Below are 19,312 nucleotides of genomic sequence, written 5' to 3'. Positions count from 1 at the left end.
ACTTGACACCGTCGTCCTGTCCGATGGACGCGCGACATCGGACAAGAACGACGTATGCCGCCGGGCGGGGGTCGCCTCGGAGCGGACCCGGCCCGACGGCATACGTCGTCGGTCGTGCTGGTGGGGCTCAGACCTGCGCGCGGCTCTCGATCGCGGCGAGCACCTCGGCGATGGCGTCGTCGACCGGCACGCCGTTCTTCTGCGACCCGTCGCGATAGCGGAACGACACGGCGCCGGCCGTGCGGTCCTCCTCGCCGGCGATGAGCGTGAAGGGCACCTTCGACTTGCTGGCGTTGCGGATCTTCTTCGGGAAACGGTCGTCGCTGGCGTCGAGCTCGACGCGAACTCCCTTGCGGCGCATGCGGTTCAGCACCTCGCCGAGGTAGTCGGCATAGTCCTCGGCGACCGGCACGCCGAGCACCTGGACGGGTGAGAGCCACACCGGGAACGCGCCCGCGTAGTGCTCGACGAGCACGCCGAGGAAACGCTCGATCGAGCCGAACTTCGCAGAGTGGATCATGACCGGCTGCTGGCGCGACCCGTCGGCGGCCTGGAACTCGAGGCCGAAGCGCTCGGGCTGGTTGAAGTCGTACTGGATGGTCGACATCTGCCAGGTGCGCCCGATGGCGTCGCGGGCCTGGACGGAGATCTTCGGGCCGTAGAAGGCGGCGCCACCCGGGTCGGGCACGAGCTGCAGACCCGAGGCGACGGCGACGTCCTCGAGCACCTTCGTCGCGACGGCCCACTGCTCGTCGGAGCCGATGAACTTGTCCTTCTTGTCGCCGTCCTCGTCTCGCGTCGACAGCTCGAGGTAGAAGTCGTCGAGGCCGAAGTCGCGCAGCAGGCTCAGCACGAAGTCGAGCAGGTGCTGGATCTCGGCGGGCGCCTGCTCGGGAGTGACGTAGCTGTGCGAGTCGTCCTGCGTCATGCCGCGCACGCGCGTCAGCCCGTGCACGACGCCGGACTTCTCGTAGCGGTAGACGGATCCGAACTCGAAGAACCGCAGCGGCAGCTCGCGGTAGGAGCGACCGCGGGAGGCGAAGATGAGGTTGTGCATCGGGCAGTTCATCGCCTTGAGCTGGTACTTCGCGCCCTCGAGCTCCATCGGCGGGAACATCGTGTCGGCGTAGTACGGCAGGTGGCCGCTCGTGTGGAAGAGGCCGTCCTTGGTGATGTGGGGCGTGCCGACGTAGTCGAAGCCCTCCTCGATGTGTCGGCGGCGGACGTAGTCCTCCATCTCGCGCTTGATGACGCCGCCCTTGGGGTGGAAGACCGGCAGGCCGGAACCGAGCTCGTCGGGGAAGCTGAAGAGGTCGAGCTCGGCACCGAGCTTGCGGTGGTCGCGGCGCTCGGCCTCGGCGAGACGGTCGAGGTAGGCCTTGAGGTCGTCCTTGGTCGGCCACGCAGTGCCGTAGACGCGCTGCAGCTGCGGGTTCTTCTCCGAGCCGCGCCAGTAGGCGGCGGCCGACCGCATCAGCTTGAAGGCGTTGCCGATGAGCTTGGTGTTCGGGATGTGCGGGCCGCGGCAGAGGTCGCCCCAGGCGCGCGTGCCGTCGCGGCGGATGTTGTCGTAGATCGTCAGCTCGCCGGCCCCGACCTCGACGCCGGCGCCCTCGGCCGCCTCGTCGGCGTTGCCGCCCTTGAGCCCGACGAGCTCGCACTTGTAGGGCTCGCGGGCGAGCTCCTCGAGGGCCTCGGCGTCGGTGACGACCCGGCGCTCGAAGGTCTGGCCCTCGTTGACGATCTTCTGCATGGCCTTCTCGAGGGCCTTGAGGTCGTCCGGGTGGAACGGGGTCTCGACGTCGAAGTCGTAGTAGAAGCCGTCACGGATGGGCGGCCCGATGCCGAGCTTGGCGTCGGAGTGGAGCTGCTGGACCGCCTGCGCGAGCACGTGGGCCGTCGAGTGGCGCAGCACCGCGAGACCGTCCTCGGAGGTGACCGTCACGGGCTCGACGACGTCGCCGTCGGAGACGACGTGGAAGAGGTCGCGCAGCTCGCCGTTGACGCGGGCGACGACCACCTCACGCCCGCCGGCCCCGGCCTCCTCCAGCAGCGCGCCGGCCGTCGTCTGCTCCGTGACCGTTCGCTCGCTCCCGGCGACGGTGACGGTGATCTGTGCAGACACGGTGGGTGCTCCTTCGTGAGTGATCCGACCGCGAGCCGGTCGGATCATGGCGTATGCCGTCGGGTGCGGCAGGTGCCCAGCGTATCGAGCGCTCCGGCCGGCCCGCGACGCACCGGACGCCGGGCCTCCCCGGGAGCGAAGCAGGGCGCGCCCCTGTCGGCCGGGGAGGCCGACAGGGGCGCGGCGAGGTCACCAGGTGTTCTCGACGACGGCGTGCTCGACCTGGCCCTTGGCGTTCTCGAGCACCGACAACGTGCGACGCGTCTCGAAGGCCGTGCGCAGCCGCACCGTCGAGGGGAGCCGCACCGGCTTGCGGAACCACACCCGGCTGGAGAGCCCGCCCTCGGGCAGCCGCGGGCCGAGCGATGCGAGCGCCCTGGCGTACGAGTACATCCCGTGCGCGATGGCGGTGGGGAACCCCAGCGGACGGGCCGTCAGGGCGTGCACGTGGATCGGGTTCCAGTCACCCGAGACCGCGGCGTACTCGCGGCCGGCCCCCTCCCCCAGCCGCCACAGCGGCCCGGCGGTGACCGACTCGAGCGCCTCCTGCGACGGCGGCTCCGACGCCGTCGCGTCCGGGTGCTCCTGCCCCCGGGAGAGGTAGGTGCTCACGCCGCGCCAGACCAGCTCGCCACGGACCTCGACCTCGGAGACGAGGTCGACCTGCCGGCCACGGCGGTGCGGCCGCAGCCCCTCGGCCCGCACGGCCACGTCGAGCACCTCGTCGGTGGTGACCGGACGCACCACCTCGATCCGGTTCTCGACGTGCACGGCGCCCATGAGCGGCAGCGGGAAGCGGTCGTCGCTCATTACGCTCATCTGCAGCGGGAACGCCAGCAGGTGCGCGTAGGTGACCGGCAGCGTGCCGTCGACCGGGAAGCGGCAGACGTGCGAGTAGGCGACGAGGTCGTCCAGGTCGACCCGCACGCCGGCCCGTGACACGCGGACGTCGGGCAGGGTGTCGCCGGAACGGCCTCGGCGCAACGCGGCCGTGGCATAGATGCGGCGCAGGTCGGGGGGCCCCTCGAGGGTGATCTCCTTGGTCATCGTCGCCTCAGGCCCCCAGCAGGCTCTGGCCGCACACGCGCACGACCTGCCCGGTGACCGCCGCGGCACCCGGCTGCGCGAACCACGCGATGGTCTCGGCGACGTCCTTGGGGTGGCCGCCCTGCTGGAGCGAGTTCATGCGACGCCCGATCTCTCTGGTGGCGAAGGGGATCCGGGCCGTCATCTCCGTCTCGATGAAGCCCGGGGCGACGGCGTTGACGGTGATGCCGCGGTCGGCCACCTGGCGCGAGAGCGCGGAGACGAGGCCGATGACACCTGCCTTGCTCGCGCCGTAGTTGGTCTGGCCGCGGTTGCCGGCGATCCCTGCGATCGAGGCGACGCACACGATGCGTCCGCCCGCGGCAAGTCCCCCCTCGCCGAGGATGGCCTCGTTCATCCGGAGGACCGACCGCAGGTTGACGTCGATGACGCTGCGCCAGCGGTCCTCGTCCATGTTGACCAAGAGCTTGTCGCGGGTGATGCCGGCGTTGTGGACCACGATGTCGAGACCGCCGTGCCGGCTGGTCGCGTGCTCGACGATGCGCGACCCGGCGTCGTCGGACGTGACGTCGAGCTGCAGGGCCGTGCCCTTGACCTCGTTGGCCACCGCGGCGAGTGCGTCGCCGGCTGCGGGGATGTCGACCGCCACGACCGTCGCGCCGTCGCGCGCCATGACCCGGGCTATCTCGGCCCCGATGCCGCGGGCGGCCCCGGTGACGACGGCCACCTTGCCTGCGAGCGGTCGCAACGCGTCGGCGTCACCGCTCGTGGTCTCGTCGACGCGCACGACCTGGCCGTCGACGTACGCCGACCGGCCGCTGAGGAAGAACTCGACCGCAGAGCGCACTCCGTCCCGCGCCTCGCCCTGTGCCAGAACGAGGTTGGCGGTCGCCCCGGCGCGCAGCTCCTTGCCGATGGAGCGCACGACACCCTCGAGGGCGCGCTGGGTCGCGACCTCGGCCACCTCGCTCAGCGTGTCGGGGTCGGTGCCGATGACGACGACGCGGCCGTTGCGCTTGAGGGCCTTCACGGCCGGGGCGCCGAGCAGGCGCAGCGCGTCGAGGTCCGACGGGTCGGTGGCGGCGCTGAGGTCGAGCACGACGGCGCCGACCTTGGCGGCGGCGTCGGCTGCGTCACCGGCGGCCGTGACCGTGGGGACGCCGACCGTGCCGAGCCACGACGTGATGGCCTCGGCGAAGCGGCCCCCGCCGGCGACGAGGACCGGTCCCTCGCAGAGGGGCATGCCGGGCTCGTAGCGGCGCAGGCGCGTCGGCTGGGGCACGCCGACCTTCTGCGCGACGGGCGAGCGGACGATGGTGGTGAAGAGGTCGGTCATGCTCAGGCCTCCAGGATCGCGACGACGCCCTGGCCGCCGGCGGCGCAGATGGAGATGAGGCCCCGTCCGCCGCCGGCTTCCTTGAGCTGCTTGGCGAGGGAGGCGATGATGCGACCGCCGGTCGCTGCGAATGGGTGTCCCGCCGCCAGCGACGAGCCGTTGACGTTGAGCTTGCTGCGGTCGATGGACCCGAGCGGCGCGTCGAGGCCGAGTCGGCCCTTGCAGAAGTCCGGGTCCTCCCACGCCTTGAGGGTGGTGAGGACGGTGGCCGCGAAGGCCTCGTGGATCTCGTAGTAGTCGAAGTCCTGCAGGGAGAGGCCGTTTCGGGCGAGGAGGCGCGGCACGGCATACGCGGGCGCCATCAGCAGGCCCTCGTCGCCGTGGACGTAGTCGACGGCGGCGGTCTCGGCGTCGACGAACCACGCCAGGGGCGTCAGCCGGTGCTCCTCGGCCCACTCCTCGCTCGCGAGCAGCACCGCCGAGGCGCCGTCGGTGAGCGGGGTGGAGTTGCCGGCTGTCATCGTCGCGCCCTCGCCCTTGCCGAAGACCGGCTTGAGCTTGGCGAGCTTCTCGACGGAGGAGTCGGGGCGCAGGTTGTTGTCGCGAGCGACCCCGAGGTACGGCGTGACGAGGTCGTCCTGGAAGCCGCGCTCGTACGCCGCGGCCAGCTTCTGGTGGCTGGCGGCGGCGAGCTCGTCCTGGGCCTCACGCGTGATGCCCCACTGTGCCGCCGTCAGGGCCATGTGCTCACCCATGGAGAGGCCGGTGCGGGGCTCGACGTTCTCGGGGATCGCGGGCACGAGGTGGCTGGGGCGCAGGCCGGCCAGCGCCTTGGCGCGGTCGGCGGCGGACCGGGCCCGGTTCGCGGCGAGGAGGGTCTGTCGCAGGCCCTCGTTGACGGCGATGGGTGCGTCGCTGGCGCTGTCGACGCCGCCGGCGATGCCCGCGTCGATCTGCCCGAGCGCGATCTTGTTGGCGACGAGGATCGCCGCCTCGAGGCCCGTGCCGCACGCCTGCTGGATGTCGTAGGCGGGGGTGGTCGGGTCGAGGCGGGTGCCGAGCACCGTCTCACGGGTCAGGTTGAAGTCGCGGCTGTGCTTGAGCACCGCGCCGGCGACGACCTCACCGAGTCGCTCGCCGGCGAGGCCGTAGCGGGCGACGAGGCCGTCGATGCTGGCGGTGAGCATGTCCTGGTTGGACGCCTTCGCGTACGTGCCGTGGGCACGCGCGAACGGGATGCGGTTGCCTCCGAGGACCGCGACGCGACGGGGCGCGCGCGGACTGGTCTTGGACGCCATGGATCTGTACCTGCTCTCGGTGTGGTGGCTGTCGATCAGGACCAAGATAACCGAAACTCGCAGTAGTCGATACAGGCAGTACCTGTTACTTTCGTGAGATGGACGACGATGTGGCCCCCACCGCCTCGACCACCCGGACGGCACCGCGCGACGGCCGCGACGCACGCTGGGAACGGCACCGCGAGGAGCGGCGGGCCGGCCTGGTCGATGCGACGATCCGTGCCATCCGCAAGCACGGTGCGGGCGTGGGCATGGACGACATCGCCGCCGAGGCCGGCACCTCCAAGACCGTCATCTACCGGCACTTCGACGACAAGGCCGGCCTCTACCGCGCTGTGGCCCACCGCATCGACGGCCGCGTCGTCGGCAACGTCGGTGCGGCCATGGGTCTCTCGAGCACCTCGCACGGCGACACGCGCGAGCTCGTCGCGTCGACGGTCGACGCCTACCTCGCACTCGTCGAGTCGGACACCGAGGTCTACCGCTTCGTCGTCAACCGCCCGCTCGTCGACCTGCCTCTCGCGGACGACCCCGTCGGCGGCACCGTCGACCAGGTCACCGACCAGCTGACGGGCCTGCTGCTCGCCTCGCTGAGCGCGACCGCCACCGACCACTCCCGGGCCCGCACCTGGGCCATCGCCCTCGTCGGGTCGGTGCGTGCCGTCGCCGACGACTGGCTCGCCACCCCCGAGTCCGAGCGCGCCCCTCGCGAAATGGTCGTCGAGGCCCTCACTGAGCTCGCCTGGCACGGACTCGAGCCCGCTCTCACCCGCACGGAAGGCCGATGAGATGTCCACTGCTGCAGAGATTCCCACCCCGAGCACCCAGGGCGCGCCGAGCAACCCGACCGCCCCGGTGACCCGCTCCCCCGAGCTCGTGACCCGGCTGCGCGCGCACCTCGATGGGCCGTTCGGAGACGTCCGGGACCACTGCCGGGCGCTCGACCCCGTCACCTTCGGCCCCCCGCCCACACCGTTGTCCACCGACGAGCACCGAGCGCGGGTCACGTCGCAGCTGGCCGCCCTCGCCGAGCAGCCGTATGCCGCGGACGGCTTCCCCGAGCGCCAGGGCGGCACCGCGCGCTACGCCCAGGCCGTCGCCGCGTTCGAGATGCTCGGTCACACCGACCTCTCGCTCTTCGTCAAGGCGGGCGTGCAGTGGGGGCTCTTCGGCGGTGCGGTCTCGCTGCTCGGCACGAGCCGACACGACCACCTGGTGCCGCTCATCACCTCGGGTGAGCTGCAGGGCTGCTTCGCGATGACCGAGACCGGCCACGGCAGCGACGTGCAGAGCCTGCTCACCACCGCCACGTTCGACCCGGCGACCGACGAGATCGTCGTCCACTCCCCCACGCCCGACGCACGCAAGGACTACATCGGCAACGCCGCCCGCGACGGCCGGGTCGCGGCCGTCTTCGCCCAGCTCGTCGTCGGCGACGAGTCGCACGGCGTGCACTGCGTGCTGGTGCCGATCCGCGGGGCCGACGGCACTGCGGCGGCCGGGGTCACCATCGAGGACTGCGGCGCCAAGCTGGGGCTGGGCGGCGTCGACAACGGTCGCCTCTCCTTCGACCACGTGCGGGTGCCGCGCACCAACCTCCTCGGCCGCTACGGCGACATCGACGACGACGGGACGTACTCCAGCCCCATCGACAACCCCGGCCGGCGCTTCTTCACGATGCTCGGCACGCTCGTGCGCGGGCGCATCTCCGTCGCGGGCGGCGCCGGGGCGGCCGCGCGCTCGGCCCTCGCGGTCACCACGCGATATGCCGCCGGGCGACGCCAGTTCGCCGCGCCCGGCACCGACGTGGAGACGACCGTCCTCGACTACCGCACCTACCAGCGGCGGCTGCTCCCGAGGATCGCGACGGCGTACGCCCTGCAGGTGGCCCAGCACGAGCTCGTCACGGCCATGGACGACGTGCTCTCGGGACGCGCGACCGCCGAGGAGGACCAGCGGCGGCTCGAGACCCGCGCCGCCGCCATCAAGGTGCTGACGACGCGCCACGCCACCGACACCATCCAGGAGTGCCGCGAGCTCTGCGGCGGCGCCGGCTACCTCTGGGCCAACCGCCTCGCGGCGCTCAAGGCCGACACCGACATCTTCACGACGTTCGAGGGCGACAACACGGTGCTGCTGCAGCTCGTGGCCAAGTCGCTGCTCGGCGAGTACCAGGCGACGTTCGGCGACCTCGACACCCTGGGCATCGTGCGGTTCGGGGCCCGGCTCGTCGGCGGCACCGTCATCGAGCGGTCGTCGGCGCGCGGCATCGTGCAGCGGCTGGTCGACGCCGCGCCGGGTCGGGAGGAGGACGTCACCTTCGGCATCCGAGGCACGCAGCTGCGCCTGCTGCGCGAGCGCGAGGAACACCTGCTCGAGGGCCTCGCGCGCCGGCTCCGCCGTGCCACGGCACCCGGCGCCGACGCGTTCGCGGTCTTCAACGCCACCCAGGACCACCTCGTCGAGGCCGCGACGGCGCACGTCGAGCGGCTGGTCGCCGAGTCCTTCGCCGCCTCGGTCGAGGAGTGCGCCGACGTGGAGGCCAAGGCGGTGCTCGCCCGCGTCTGCGACCTGCACCTGCTGTCGACGATCGAGCGGCACAAGGCGTGGTACCTCGAGCACGACCGGCTCAGCCCGGCCCGCACCAAGGCGCTGACCGCCCTCGTCAACGAGATCTGCGCCGAGCTGCGGCCGTTCGCAACCGACCTGGCCGACGCGTTCGGGGTCCCGGAGGGCCTGCTCACGACGGAGATGTCGGGCACGGCCTGATCCTGCGCGAGGTCGCGCGCTCAGGCGTGTGGGCGCTGGTAGCGGCCCCGTCGGTGCACGAGCGGGCCGTCCTCGGGCCCGACCTCGACGTGCTCGACCACCGTCTCGACGAGCACCGACCACCCGACGTCGTGACGGGTCGCAGCGTCGAGGCGCACTCCCGCCCAGGTCGCAGCGGAGGCGGGCCGGGGCCCCCACTCGGTCTGCTCCCACGTGCCGAGCCGGAACGGGCCGCCCGGAGCGGGCATGACCCCTGCGAAGGCGTCCGCGAGCCGCTGGTCACGGACCCCCAGCAACGTCACGACGGCTGTGCCGGTCTCGTCGAGCCGCTCGAGCAGGTCGGAGTCCGGGTGCAGCAGGCCGACGACGCGACCGGGGTCGCCGGTCGCGACGAGGTAGGACGAGACCGTGAGGCCCGCGCGCTCGACGCCGGAGCCGGCCGTCCAGAGCGACACCGTGCCCCCGATGCGCCCGCGCAGCCGTCGGACGGGGTCACGGTCCTCGTCGGGGGTGTCGAAGGGATGCTCGGTGTGGATCGTCACCCGATGCCCTTGCCGCGCCCGCAGGCCCTCTTCACTCGGACTCGGCCACCATCAGCGCGTCGTCGACCGACACCGCGCCGGGCGTGACCACCTCGGCGTAGACGCCCGCGCACTGCGACGGCGCCTGCGTGACCTTGAGAGTGCAGTCGCCGAGGCGGATGACGCGCCCCACGAGCCTGTCGAGCACCGCGGACTCCATGTCCAGGACGATGTTCGCCTTCGGGTGGGTCTCGACGTAGTCGTCGGCCGTCACGAGGTGCACGGCATGCTTCTTGCTGCGGTTGCCCTCCGGGCCGGTGGGCGTCACCTCGACGGAGTCGAGCTCCTGTCCCGGCGAGTCGGAGTCGGGGTAGATGAAGAGGCTGGAGACCGTCGCGACCATGGACGACACGCTAGTGCGTCGAGGGCGCGTGGCCGGGAGCCACGGCGTCGTCGAGCCCGCGCATGAGCCACGCAGCCAGGAGGGCCAGACCGACCGAGACCCCGGTGAGGAGCACCCGCTCGGCCGCGACCCGCGCCGGGTCGACGAGCGCGGGCGACGAGGCGAGCAGCACGATGACCGGTGTGCCGAACCAGGACTGCCGGCCGGCGTCCCCCGCGAGCGCCCAGCCGAACATGAGGACCGCGCAGGCCACGAGGGCCACGATCGTCGCCGGACGTGGCAGCGCGAAGGCGACGACCGCTGACACGGCGAGGCCGACGAGCGTCCCGACGAAGACGGCCGGCGCGGTGCGACGGGCCTCCACAGGCCGCGGGCGCATGGCGGCGGCGAGCACCAACACGGCCCAGTACGCGTGGGGAAGACCCTCGAGGCCGGCGACGAGCAGCACGGCCGAGGCGATCACGGCGAAGGTCACGGCGTGGAGCACCGCGAGCCTCCACGGCACAGGCACCGACCGGCGCGGCAGGCGCAGGGCCCACACCACGGCGTGCGCGAGGCCGTTGCCGACCACGACGAGGAGCCCGACGAGCACCGGGTGCTCACCCGGGAGCACCGAGCCGAGCACCGAGGCAGAGACCGCGGGGGCCATGCCGAGCCCCGCGGAGGACGCGGTGAACGGCGCCTGCGCCAGCGCGGTCGCGAACACGACGGCGGCGAGGCCCCAGGGACGCCCTGCCGCGACGCCCAGACCGGCGGCCGCGGCCGCGAGCGCCGTCTCCCCGAGCCGCACGCGCAGCGGCAGCTCGGCCGCTGCGGCCGGCAGGCCCGTGACGAGGCCCATGCCGAGGGACAGCGCCGCGCCGACGCCGATGAGCCACGCGGTGAGTCCTGTGGCGACGGCGAGCACGGCGACGACGACGCAGGCGAGCAGCAGCACGGTGCTCGGCGGAACAGCGGTCCGGGCGAGGCGGCGCAGGGCCTGCGTCATGCCGCTCACGCTAGTGCCCGCTGGGCGGAGCAGGCGCGAGGTGCCGGTGAAGATGCGGTGGACGTGAAGGGACTCGAACCCCTGACCTCTCGCGTGTGAAGCGAGCGCTCTAACCAGCTGAGCTACACGTCCGGGCACCCCTGTGCCGAGAGGCTGTCGGGGTGACGGAGGGAAACAATAGCCGGTACCGGTCCGGTGGTGGAAATCGCCCCTGCCGCGGCCGTGTCGGCGCCCGCAGGACAGCCGAGTCGCGTCAGTCGATCCCGGGCACCCGGACCAGTAGGTCCTCGGCCCACTGGGGCACGAACTGCGGAACGCCCGCCCAGGCCAGGTAGGTCCAGACGACCCCCCAGACGATGAGCAGGGTGCCGAGCGCGACGAGGCCCCGCACCCAGATCGACTGGGCCATGATCCAGTCGTTCCAGCGGCTCACGTGGTGCTTGCCGAAGTCGAGCCAGCGCTGGGCGAACTCGAACTCGCTCGCGAGGATGAGCAGCCCGAAGAAGACGACCAGCCACCCGGGGCCGGGCGCGGGAACCATGATGAGCCCGGCGATCGTGACGACGGCCCCGACGACCCCGACGGCGGTGCGCCAGGCGAGGTGGGTGACCCGGTTGCGGCGCAGGCGGGCGCGCCAGGCCCAGCGGTCCTCTTCCGCGTCGAGCGTGCGGTTCGGGTCGGAGTAGTCGACGTCGTCGGCGGCCCCGGCCCGCGCGGACTCTTCGGGGGCTGTCACGGGTCGGCGTCCCGCTCGGCGTTGCTGCGGAAGACTCGCAGCAGCTCGCGTGTCACCGGGTTGCTCTCGGGGAGCACCCGGTCGTCGACGGCGTGGATGGGCAGGACGTCCTTCGTGGAGCTCGTGATGAACACCTCGTCGGCCGTCTGCAGCACGTCGAGCGGCAGCGCCTCCTCACGGACGTCGATGCCGGCGGCGCGGCCCCACTCGATGGTGAGCTCGCGGGTGATGCCGGCGAGCAGGCCCGACCCGACGGGCGGCGTGAGCACGACGCCGTCCACGACGACGAAGACGTTGCTGCCCGTGCACTCGCACAGCTCTCCCCGGGTGTTGGCGAAGACGGCCTCGATCGCGCCCTCCTGCTTGGCGCGCGCGAGCGCGACGACGTTCTCGGCGTACGAGGTCGTCTTGAGCCCGGCCACCGCGGAGCGCTCGTTCCGGGTCCACGGCACGACCGTCAGCGTGCCGCTCTCGGGCGGGAGCGGCTGGGTGGCCGCCAGCACGATGTAGGTCAGGGACGCGTCGTCGCGGTCGGAGCCGAGGGGCCCGATGCCTCCGGTGACGCTGTAGCGCAGGCGGCCGAAGGGGATCGCCGGCCCGTCGAGCACCGCGGCCACACCCTTGTCGACGACGCCGAGATCGAGCGGCGGCAGGCCGAGCCCGGCCGCGGAGCGCTCGAGCCGTCGGTGGTGCCGCGAGAGGGCGAACGGCCGTCCGTCGACGATCTTGGCGGTCTCGAAGACGCCGTCGCCCACGGTCACGGCGTGGTCGAGGGCGGACACCGACGGTCCGGTGGGGTCGACGAGGTCGCCGTCGACCCAGACGCGCATGGTCGTGCTCATGGTCCCTTCCCTGAGGCTCGTGCCGTGGCTCGCGAGAGCGTCCTCATGGTGTCACAGTGCCGGCCGCCAGCCCGATGAGGCGGGCCGCCTTGAGCTCGGTCTCGGCCCACTCCCCCTCGGGGTCGGAGTGCCACGTGATGCCGGCCCCGGTGCCGAACCGCAGCCACCGGAGTCCGGCCGCGTCGTGCTCGGCCCAGAAGGTGCGGATGCCCACGGCCAGGTCGGCCTCACGCGCATCGGCGTCGACCCAGCCGATGGCCCCGCAGTACGGCCCGCGCGGCTGCGTCTCGAGGTCGTGGATCGCGGTGAGGGCACTCGACTTGGGGGCACCCGAGACCGAGCCGGGTGGGTAGGTGGCAGCGAAGACGTCGCCCCACGCCACGCCGTCGGCCAACCGCCCGCTCACGGTGGAGACGAGGTGGACGAGGCCGGGGTGCTGCTCGATCGCGCACAGCTCGTCGACCGACACGGTCCCCGGCTCGCAGACGCCCGAGAGGTCGTTGCGCATGAGGTCGACGATCATGACGTTCTCGGCGTGGTCCTTGGGCAGCATCTGCTCCGCGGTCGGTGCTGTGCCCTTGATCGGGCGCGTCACCACGGTGGCGCCCCGGCGTGCCAGGAAGAGCTCCGGGGAGGCGCTGACCACGTCGAGGCCGGCTTCCTCACACCTGATGCGCGCGGCGTGCGGCGCTGGGTTGCCTTGTCGCAGAAGGGCGTCGAGCCCGTCGAGGTCTGCATCGGCCGCCAGCTCGTGGCTGACCACCCGGCACACGTTGACCTGGTAGACGGTGCCGGCGGCGATGCGCTCGCGCACCTCGCGCACCGCGCTCACGTAGGCCGCGCGGTCGAGGGACGAGCACCAGTGACGGTCGAGCGGCCGCCAGTCCGCCGGGCTGACGGCTGCCGGACCGGTTGGTGTGGCGCGGTTGACGTCGCCGAAGCGGACCGCGGTGACGTCGCCCTCGAAGGTCGCCACGACGGCCCAGAACCCCTCGCGCGAGATGGCGTCGAGGGCCTCCGCACCGCGGCGGACGTCGACGACCTCTCGGGCGACCCGGTCGGCGAAGCGGGCGTGGTCCACCCGCAGATCGTAGGCCCTAGCCGGCCAGGGCCTTCTCGATGTCGGCGGCAATGGCGGAGGGCTCGGTGGTCGGCGCGTAGCGCTCGATGACGGCGCCGTCGCGGCCGACGAGGAACTTGGTGAAGTTCCACTTGATCTTGCTGCCGAGCAGGCCGCCCTGCTCGGACTTCAGCCACGTGAACAGGGGGTGCTCGTCGTCCCCGTTGACGTCGACCTTGGAGAACATCGGGAACGTGACGCCGTAGTTCTTCTGGCAGAAGGCGCCGATCTCGTCGTCGCTGCCCGGGTCCTGGTTGCCGAACTGGTTGCACGGGAAGCCGAGCACCGTCAGTCCCTGCTCGCGGTAGGTCTGGTACAGCTCCTCGAGCCCGGCGAACTGCGGCGTGAAGCCGCAGGCGCTGGCGGTGTTGACGACGAGGACGACGTTGCCGGCGTACTCGTCGAGCGACACCTCCGAACCGTCGATGGCGGTGGCCTTGAAGTCGTGCAGGACGGTCACGTCGTCTCCTCGGGGTGGTCACGCGTGCGGTTACGCGTCGGTAGCATTCTCGCCCCGGACGAGGCTGCGCCGCCAATCGGCGTCGAGGGTTGTCCCTCGGCAGACGTCGGCTCAGGAGGCCTCGTCGGGCTCGGGCGGCAGGTCCTTGCCCTCACGCTCGTCGCGGTCGGCCCACTCGAGCAGCGCCCGGAAGTCGAAGACGGCGTCGTCGATGCCGGCGTGCAGGTCGCCGACCCGCGCGAACCGCTCGGGCATGGTGGCGATGGTGAAGTCCTGCGGCTCGGCGTCGGCCACCTCGTCCCACGTGAGCGGCGCCGAGACGGTGCCGCGCGGGTTGCCGCGCACGCTGTAGGCGGCGGCGATGGTGTGGTCTCGCGCGTTCTGGTTGTAGTCGACGAAGAGGTCCTGGGGCGACCGGTCGCGTCGCCACCACGTCGTGGTCACGACGTCGGACAGCCGACGTTCGACCTCGCGCGCGAAGGCGAGGGCGCCACGGCGGACGTCCTTGAAACCCCACTCGGGAGCGATCCGCACGTAGACGTGCAGGCCGGAGCCGCCGGAGGTCTTCGGCCAGCCGACGGCGCCGAGCTCGTCGAGGATCTCGTGGGTCGTGGCTGCGGCCCGCCGCACCGTGTCGAAGGTGCACTCGGGCATGGGGTCGAGGTCGATGCGCCACTCGTCGGGCTTCTCGGTGTCGGCGCGCCGGCTGTTCCAGGGGTGGAACTCGACGGTCGACATCTGGACGGCCCAGATGACGTCGGCGAGGCGGGTCACGCAGAGCTCGTCGGCGTGCAGCCCGTAGCGCGGGAAGTGCAGCCGCACCGTCTCGACCCACGGCGGCGCTCCGGCCGGGAGCCGCTTCTGGTGCACCTTCGGCCCGTCGACCCCCTTGGGGAAGCGGTGCAGCATGCAGGGCCGCTCGCGGAGCGCGTTGACGATGCCGGGACCGACGGACTGGTAGTACCGCACGAGGTCGAGCTTGGTCTCGCCCCGCTCGGAGAAGTAGACGCGGTCGGGGCTCGAGAGCCGCACCGTGTGGTCGCCCACCTCGATCTCCATCGCCGGGCTCTTGCTCGCCGCCATGCCGACAGCCTACGTATGCCGCACGGTGGCGACGCGTTCCGACGCGGGTGTCGGGCGCCGGGCCGGACGGCATACGCCCTCGAACGCGCGGAAGGGCCCGCCGACGTGAGTCGACGGGCCCTTCCAGCGGAGCGGACGACCGGGCTCGAACCGGCGACCTCAACCTTGGCAAGGTTGCGCTCTACCAACTGAGCTACGTCCGCTTGCCGGCCCTCGGGAGCCGAAGCCCCGTGGGTGCGAGGTAGACCATAGCGGACGGTTGGCCCCGGCGCGAAACCCGCTCTCCGAGTGGCCGTTCGGGCCCCTCGTGCACGTGCTTCGACGGGCACTGCGAGAGGGCCGCTGTCCACCGACCGGCGCGACGGGGGAGGATGTGCGCATGGCCAAGCCCGGTGCCGACCTACGGTTCCTCCGACGCAAGGGGCACGACCTCACCGTGCGCGACGCGGAGGGCGACAAGCACCGGGCCACGCTCGAGAAGCTGGCGAAGTCCGACGACGGGACGCAGGAGGACGGCGCCTTCTCCTTCGGCTACTGCAAGAGCTGCGACTGGACCGGGCCCGCCCGCCGAGCCCGGGAGAAGGCGCGCAAGGACGCGGAGGCCCACCAGACCGAGTGCGACGGCAAGGGCAAGATCCGGATCGGCGTCCGCGACCCCGGCCGGGAGTAGTCCCGACCGGGGCCTCGGATGCACCCGCCCCCTACTTCTCGACGGCCATCTCCCCCAGGTCCGACCACTCGGTGCCCTCGATCGTCGTGTTGACGATCTTCGGGGTGGCGGCGAGGTAGCCCGGCAGCGTCGACGTCGCCTCCTTGAAGTGGTCGCTCTGCACGTGTGCCCCGCCGGCCGCGTCGTCGCGGAACGCCTCGACGAGGACGTACTCGGTCGGGTCGTCGAGGCTGCGCGACCAGTCGAACCAGAGGCACCCCTCCTCGGCGCGCGTGGCCTCGGTGAAGGCCCGGGAGATCTCGGGCCAGTCGTCGGCGTGCTCGGGCTTCACGGGGAACTTGGCGGTGATGAAGATCAAGGCGTTCTCCTGTCGGTGAGTGCTGTCGATGCAGCTGTCGGTGCCGTGCGGTCGGTGCCGTGCGGTCGGTCAGGCCGCGGCCGGCGTGACCGGGTCCGCCGGCTCGGCGGAACCCGCCACCGGCCGGCCGTCGACGGCCTTCTGGATGCGCTCCCCCAGGATGCCGGAGGCCCACCCGAGGCACGCTCCCACGACGAGGGCCAGGACGGTGGGCCAGAACGCGAAGGACGCGCCGAAGAAGACGGCTGTGCCGGCGAAGGCGCCGGGGATGAACGACAGCCACGACACCGCCGCCTGGACGCAGAGCACGAATGCGAGCACCGTGACGATGATCGCGAGCGCGCCACCGAACGTCAGGCGGGCGGCCGCGAGGCTGGCGAGCCAGCCCCAGACCACGCCGCTCAGGTTGGCGGCCAGACCGTTGCGGAAGCCGGAGAAGCCGCCGCCGGCCGCGAAGTAGCAGGCCCACGCGATGAACGCGACCCAGGTGACGAGGCCGAGCTGCAGGCTCACCTGGGTCCAGATGCCGGCGAGGACGCCGACCGATGCACCGACTCCGAGATAGCTCTTCATGGTCGCTCCTCAGGGGACGAGGATGGCCCGGCCGCGGACGTTGCCCGCGTCGAGGTCGTCGATGGCGGACTGGAAGTCGTCGAGCGCGTACGTCTGCGTGTGCAGGGTGACGGCGCCGCGTGCGGCGAGGGCCATGAGGTCCTGGAGGTCGTTGTAGGAGCCGACGAGGTTGCCGATGACGTTCTTCTCGGTGGAGACGAGGTCGATCGTGGGCACGTCGACGTTCTCGCCGTAGCCGACGACGTGGTAGTCGCCCGCCCGACGCGTCATGGCGAGCCCCTCTGCGGTGGAGCCGTTCTCGCCGACGAAGTCGACGACGACCTCGGCGCCGTGACCGCCGGTCACGTCGAGCACCTGGTCGACCTGCGTGCCGTCGGCCACGATCGCGTGGTCGGCCCCGATCGAGAGGGCCAGCTTCACGGCGTCGGCGTTGCGGTCGACCACGAGGATCTCGGCCGGCGTGAGCGCCCGGAGCACCTGGATCCCGATGTGGCCCAGTCCCCCTGCCCCGATGACGACGACCCGGTCGCGGGGGCTCAGCCTGCGTGCCGCCTTTGCCGCGGCGTGGTAGGCGGTGAGGCCGGCGTCGGCGAGCGCCGCGACGTCCTTCGGCTCGAGGGAGTCGTCGATGCGCACGACGCTGCGGGCCGACGTGCGGAGGTACTCGGCGTACCCGCCGTTCGTGTCGATGCCCGGGAACTGGTTGCTCTCGCAGTGGACGTCGTCACCTGACCGGCAGGCGCGGCAGAGCCCGCACGTGACGAGCGGATGGACGATGACCTTGTCACCCTCCGTGACGTTCGTGACGGCCGAGCCGACGGCGTGCACCCAGCCGGCGTTCTCGTGGCCGATCGTGTAGGGCAGCACGACCTGCGACTTCTCGGCCCACTGGCCCTCGAGGATGTGGAGGTCGGTGCGGCACACGCCGGCCCCGCCGATCTTGACGACGACGTCGAACGGGCCGGTCGGCTCGGGCACCGGCACCTCCGTCATGCGCAGGTTCTCGTGGTAGCCGACGACCTGGACGGCTCGCATGGTGGTCATGACAGGTGCTCCTTCAGCTGGGAGAGCGGGATGAATGTCGTGGGGCTCGGTGGTCTGTGGAGCGCGTCCGCGGGCTCGGCGCCCTCCGGACGGTCGGTCTGGTCCTGCTCGGACCCGGGGTAGCGCGTCCGCAGCAGCCCGCGGCAGAAGTGCGCGTTGCCGTCGATCGAGACCCGCGTCGAGCGGGCCCGCCGCAGCGCGAGCGGGACGTCGGCGGCGGCATACGTCGTGCCGTCGTGGCTGACGAGGACGGGTGCCATCGGGACGTCGGGTAGGCCCAGCGCCGCGCGGCGGCGTCGGAGGGCGGCGGTGCGCTCGTCGTCGGGCAGGTCGCCGAGGGTGACCTCGCCCAGCGCCTCGACCTCCCGGTCGGGGTCGGCCCGGAGCAGGGCGGTCAGGCAGCGCTCCATCGCCGCCGTGTGCGCCTTGCGCCGGAACGTCTCGCGCAGCTCGTCGAGGTCCTGCTCCGCCTCGTGGCGGAAGGTGCCCCTGTAGCCGGCGTCGGCCGCGAGCCCTGCGTTGATGAGGTCGCTGTCGTGGTGGTCGTCGAGCTCGACCACCACGTGCCGCGACCAGGGCAGCGCGGTGAGCGCGTCCTTGGCGTCCGACGCCATGAGGTAGGCGAAGTTCGGCGAGCAGAACGACGTGGGGAGCCTCAGGTGCACCGTCACCGAGTCACCGGCGACGTCGAGCGAGCGCACGAACCCGAGGTCGGTGATCGGCTCGTCGAGCTCGGGGTCGAACACCCCCGAGAGGGCCTCGTACGCCGCCGCGTGCGTCCCTGCGCCGCGCGCGGTCTCGGGCAGGGCGAGCGCCATCGTCACACCCCGGCCAACGTGCTGGTGTCGGCGGCGCGCTCCGCCGTGTCGTCGGCTCCGCGCGGGCCGGTGGCCGGCTCGTCGGCATCGGGCAGCCGCAGCTCGGCCGGCACGTCGATGTCGTACATCTTCGCCGCGTTGAGGCCGAGGATCTTCTTCTTCTGGGCCGTCGTGATCGGGGCGTACTCCGTCAGGTCCTCGGGGATCTGGAAGTCCACGAACCGCTCGATCAGCCACTTCGGCGTCCACAGCGCGTAGTCGCTCGAGAACTGGATACGGTCCTCGCCGACCCAGTAGAGGAGCTCGCCGATGATCTGCGCGAAGTACCGCGGCCGCGTGTGGATGAACGGCATCGCGACGGCGAGGCCGGCGTGGACGTTCGGCTCCTGGGTGGCGATCCAGCAGAAGTCCTCGAGCCTTGGCAGACCGCAGTGCTCGACGACGAAGTTGAGGTCGGTGAAGTCGGTGGCCACGTGGTCGACGTCCGCGACGTCGAACGCGTCGCGGTCGAGCGGCCGGATCGTCGGGCCCTTGTGGATGTGGATGTTGGTGATGCCGAGCTCGCGGCAGGCCTCGAAGTAGCGGTAGGCCCACGGGTCGTCGAGACGCCAGCCGCGTGACTCCCCGTGCCACTCGGCCGTGTAGAGCTTGACGCCCCTGAGACCGAACCGCTCGGCGTCGGCGCGCAGCTGGTCGAGCCCGGCCTCGCCGTTGCGCGGGTCGAAGTTGTGGTTGTAGGTGAGCTTGTCGGGATGCGCCTGGGCCAGGGCCGAGGCCTCCTCGGTCTGCCCGAACCCGTTCTTGTAGAACTCCCCCAGGAACGCCGGCTGGAAGACGGCGTGGTCGACGTAGCCGTCCTCGAAGAGGTCCTTCATGAGGCGCCGGCCGCCCTGGTAGAGGTAGTCCTCGTAGCTCCAGACGGTCCCCTCCGGGCTGAGGTTGCGGTGGTAGTCGTAGAAGCAGTCGATGAACTGCTTGCCGTGGATGTTGCGCTGGTTCTCGGGCCGGGCGTCCCACAACGCGACGTGCGCGTCGACGATGAAGTAGCTCTCGCCGTCCTTGCTGTACATCTGGTCTCCTCCGGGTGCGATCGTCGTTGATCGCCTTCGACGATAGGAACG

The 19,312-nt window shown here is 71.8% G+C and carries 20 protein-coding genes and 2 tRNA genes; 3 read left to right on the top strand and 19 right to left on the bottom strand.

All coding sequences use genetic code 11. The annotated features are described in order from the left end of the window. Window positions 1-127 precede the first annotated feature (127 nt). The 4 genes from thrS to ACYVNR_RS11370 all read right to left on the bottom strand — a co-directional run bounded on the left by thrS (window position 128) and on the right by ACYVNR_RS11370 (window position 5,806). A complete protein-coding gene (gene thrS, locus ACYVNR_RS11385; protein WP_045187915.1) occupies window positions 128-2,125 on the bottom strand; it encodes a threonine--tRNA ligase in 1,998 nt (665 codons plus the stop codon). Between the two features lie 189 nt (window positions 2,126-2,314). Next, a complete protein-coding gene (locus ACYVNR_RS11380) occupies window positions 2,315-3,172 on the bottom strand; it encodes a MaoC family dehydratase (protein WP_461048166.1) in 858 nt (285 codons plus the stop codon). A gap of 7 nt (window positions 3,173-3,179) precedes the next feature. Next, entirely contained in the window at window positions 3,180-4,508 is a 1,329-nt protein-coding gene (locus ACYVNR_RS11375; protein WP_052677069.1) for a 3-oxoacyl-ACP reductase, read from the bottom strand. 2 nt (window positions 4,509-4,510) lie between these two features. Further along, window positions 4,511-5,806 (bottom strand): acetyl-CoA C-acetyltransferase, encoded by a 1,296-nt coding sequence (locus ACYVNR_RS11370; protein WP_045187911.1) that lies wholly within the window; start codon window positions 5,804-5,806, stop codon window positions 4,511-4,513. Window positions 5,807-5,904: 98 nt separating this feature from the next. Between ACYVNR_RS11370 and ACYVNR_RS11365 the strand changes: the two genes are divergently transcribed. Further along, entirely contained in the window at window positions 5,905-6,594 is a 690-nt protein-coding gene (locus ACYVNR_RS11365) for a TetR/AcrR family transcriptional regulator (RefSeq protein ID WP_045187909.1), read from the top strand. A gap of 1 nt (window position 6,595) precedes the next feature. Next, a complete protein-coding gene (locus tag ACYVNR_RS11360) occupies window positions 6,596-8,575 on the top strand; it encodes an acyl-CoA dehydrogenase family protein (RefSeq protein WP_082080693.1) in 1,980 nt (659 codons plus the stop codon). A gap of 20 nt (window positions 8,576-8,595) precedes the next feature. Here ACYVNR_RS11360 and ACYVNR_RS11355 read toward each other — a convergent pair whose 3' ends face one another. From ACYVNR_RS11355 to ACYVNR_RS11310, 10 genes are all read right to left on the bottom strand, one after another. Next, window positions 8,596-9,117, bottom strand: a complete 522-nt coding sequence (locus tag ACYVNR_RS11355; RefSeq protein ID WP_045187907.1) for a flavin reductase family protein — start codon at window positions 9,115-9,117, stop codon at window positions 8,596-8,598. Between the two features lie 31 nt (window positions 9,118-9,148). Beyond that, entirely contained in the window at window positions 9,149-9,499 is a 351-nt protein-coding gene (locus ACYVNR_RS11350; protein WP_461048164.1) for a hypothetical protein, read from the bottom strand. 10 nt (window positions 9,500-9,509) lie between these two features. Continuing rightward, window positions 9,510-10,487, bottom strand: coding sequence for an FUSC family protein (locus ACYVNR_RS11345; protein ID WP_082080692.1), 978 nt, complete (start codon window positions 10,485-10,487; stop codon window positions 9,510-9,512). 58 nt (window positions 10,488-10,545) lie between these two features. Continuing rightward, window positions 10,546-10,619, bottom strand: a tRNA-Val gene (locus tag ACYVNR_RS11340). 121 nt (window positions 10,620-10,740) lie between these two features. Continuing rightward, window positions 10,741-11,223, bottom strand: a complete 483-nt coding sequence (locus ACYVNR_RS11335) for a TIGR02611 family protein (RefSeq protein WP_461048162.1) — start codon at window positions 11,221-11,223, stop codon at window positions 10,741-10,743. Beyond that, window positions 11,220-12,065: an aminotransferase class IV gene (locus tag ACYVNR_RS11330; RefSeq protein ID WP_461048160.1), complete on the bottom strand. Its 846-nt coding sequence runs from the start codon at window positions 12,063-12,065 to the stop codon at window positions 11,220-11,222. The genes ACYVNR_RS11335 and ACYVNR_RS11330 overlap by 4 nt, the downstream gene beginning before the upstream one ends. 43 nt (window positions 12,066-12,108) lie before the next feature. Beyond that, window positions 12,109-13,146 (bottom strand): chorismate-binding protein, encoded by a 1,038-nt coding sequence (locus tag ACYVNR_RS11325; RefSeq protein WP_082080691.1) that lies wholly within the window; start codon window positions 13,144-13,146, stop codon window positions 12,109-12,111. Between the two features lie 16 nt (window positions 13,147-13,162). Then, the gene (locus ACYVNR_RS11320; RefSeq protein WP_045187899.1) at window positions 13,163-13,645 is read right to left on the bottom strand and encodes a glutathione peroxidase; all 483 of its coding nucleotides are present in this window, start codon (window positions 13,643-13,645) and stop codon (window positions 13,163-13,165) included. A 111-nt stretch (window positions 13,646-13,756) separates the two neighbouring features. Further along, window positions 13,757-14,728 (bottom strand): non-homologous end-joining DNA ligase, encoded by a 972-nt coding sequence (gene ligD / locus ACYVNR_RS11315; RefSeq protein ID WP_045187897.1) that lies wholly within the window; start codon window positions 14,726-14,728, stop codon window positions 13,757-13,759. 130 nt (window positions 14,729-14,858) lie between these two features. After that, a tRNA-Gly gene (locus tag ACYVNR_RS11310) sits at window positions 14,859-14,931 on the bottom strand. 176 nt (window positions 14,932-15,107) lie between these two features. Here ACYVNR_RS11310 and ACYVNR_RS11305 point away from each other — a divergent pair. Beyond that, complete coding sequence (locus ACYVNR_RS11305) at window positions 15,108-15,398, top strand: hypothetical protein (RefSeq protein WP_045187895.1); 291 nt, start codon at window positions 15,108-15,110, stop codon at window positions 15,396-15,398. A 31-nt stretch (window positions 15,399-15,429) separates the two neighbouring features. On the opposite strand, the gene ACYVNR_RS11300 is transcribed toward ACYVNR_RS11305, so the two are convergent. From ACYVNR_RS11300 to ACYVNR_RS11280, 5 genes are all read right to left on the bottom strand, one after another. Further along, entirely contained in the window at window positions 15,430-15,756 is a 327-nt protein-coding gene (locus tag ACYVNR_RS11300) for a putative quinol monooxygenase (protein WP_045187893.1), read from the bottom strand. A gap of 69 nt (window positions 15,757-15,825) precedes the next feature. Beyond that, window positions 15,826-16,329: a DUF1097 domain-containing protein gene (locus tag ACYVNR_RS11295; RefSeq protein WP_461048158.1), complete on the bottom strand. Its 504-nt coding sequence runs from the start codon at window positions 16,327-16,329 to the stop codon at window positions 15,826-15,828. A 9-nt stretch (window positions 16,330-16,338) separates the two neighbouring features. Then, complete coding sequence (locus tag ACYVNR_RS11290; RefSeq protein WP_458801960.1) at window positions 16,339-17,373, bottom strand: NAD(P)-dependent alcohol dehydrogenase; 1,035 nt, start codon at window positions 17,371-17,373, stop codon at window positions 16,339-16,341. Further along, window positions 17,370-18,191, bottom strand: coding sequence for an iron-sulfur cluster assembly protein (locus ACYVNR_RS11285; protein ID WP_461048157.1), 822 nt, complete (start codon window positions 18,189-18,191; stop codon window positions 17,370-17,372). The genes ACYVNR_RS11290 and ACYVNR_RS11285 overlap by 4 nt, the downstream gene beginning before the upstream one ends. Window positions 18,192-18,193: 2 nt before the next feature. Continuing rightward, complete coding sequence (locus ACYVNR_RS11280; RefSeq protein ID WP_045187887.1) at window positions 18,194-19,261, bottom strand: amidohydrolase family protein; 1,068 nt, start codon at window positions 19,259-19,261, stop codon at window positions 18,194-18,196. Window positions 19,262-19,312: the final 51 nt, after the last annotated feature.

Source organism: Terrabacter koreensis (assembly GCF_054783315.1).
Note: the sequence above shows the minus strand (reverse complement) of the source record. Positions and strands in the feature narration are given on the sequence as shown.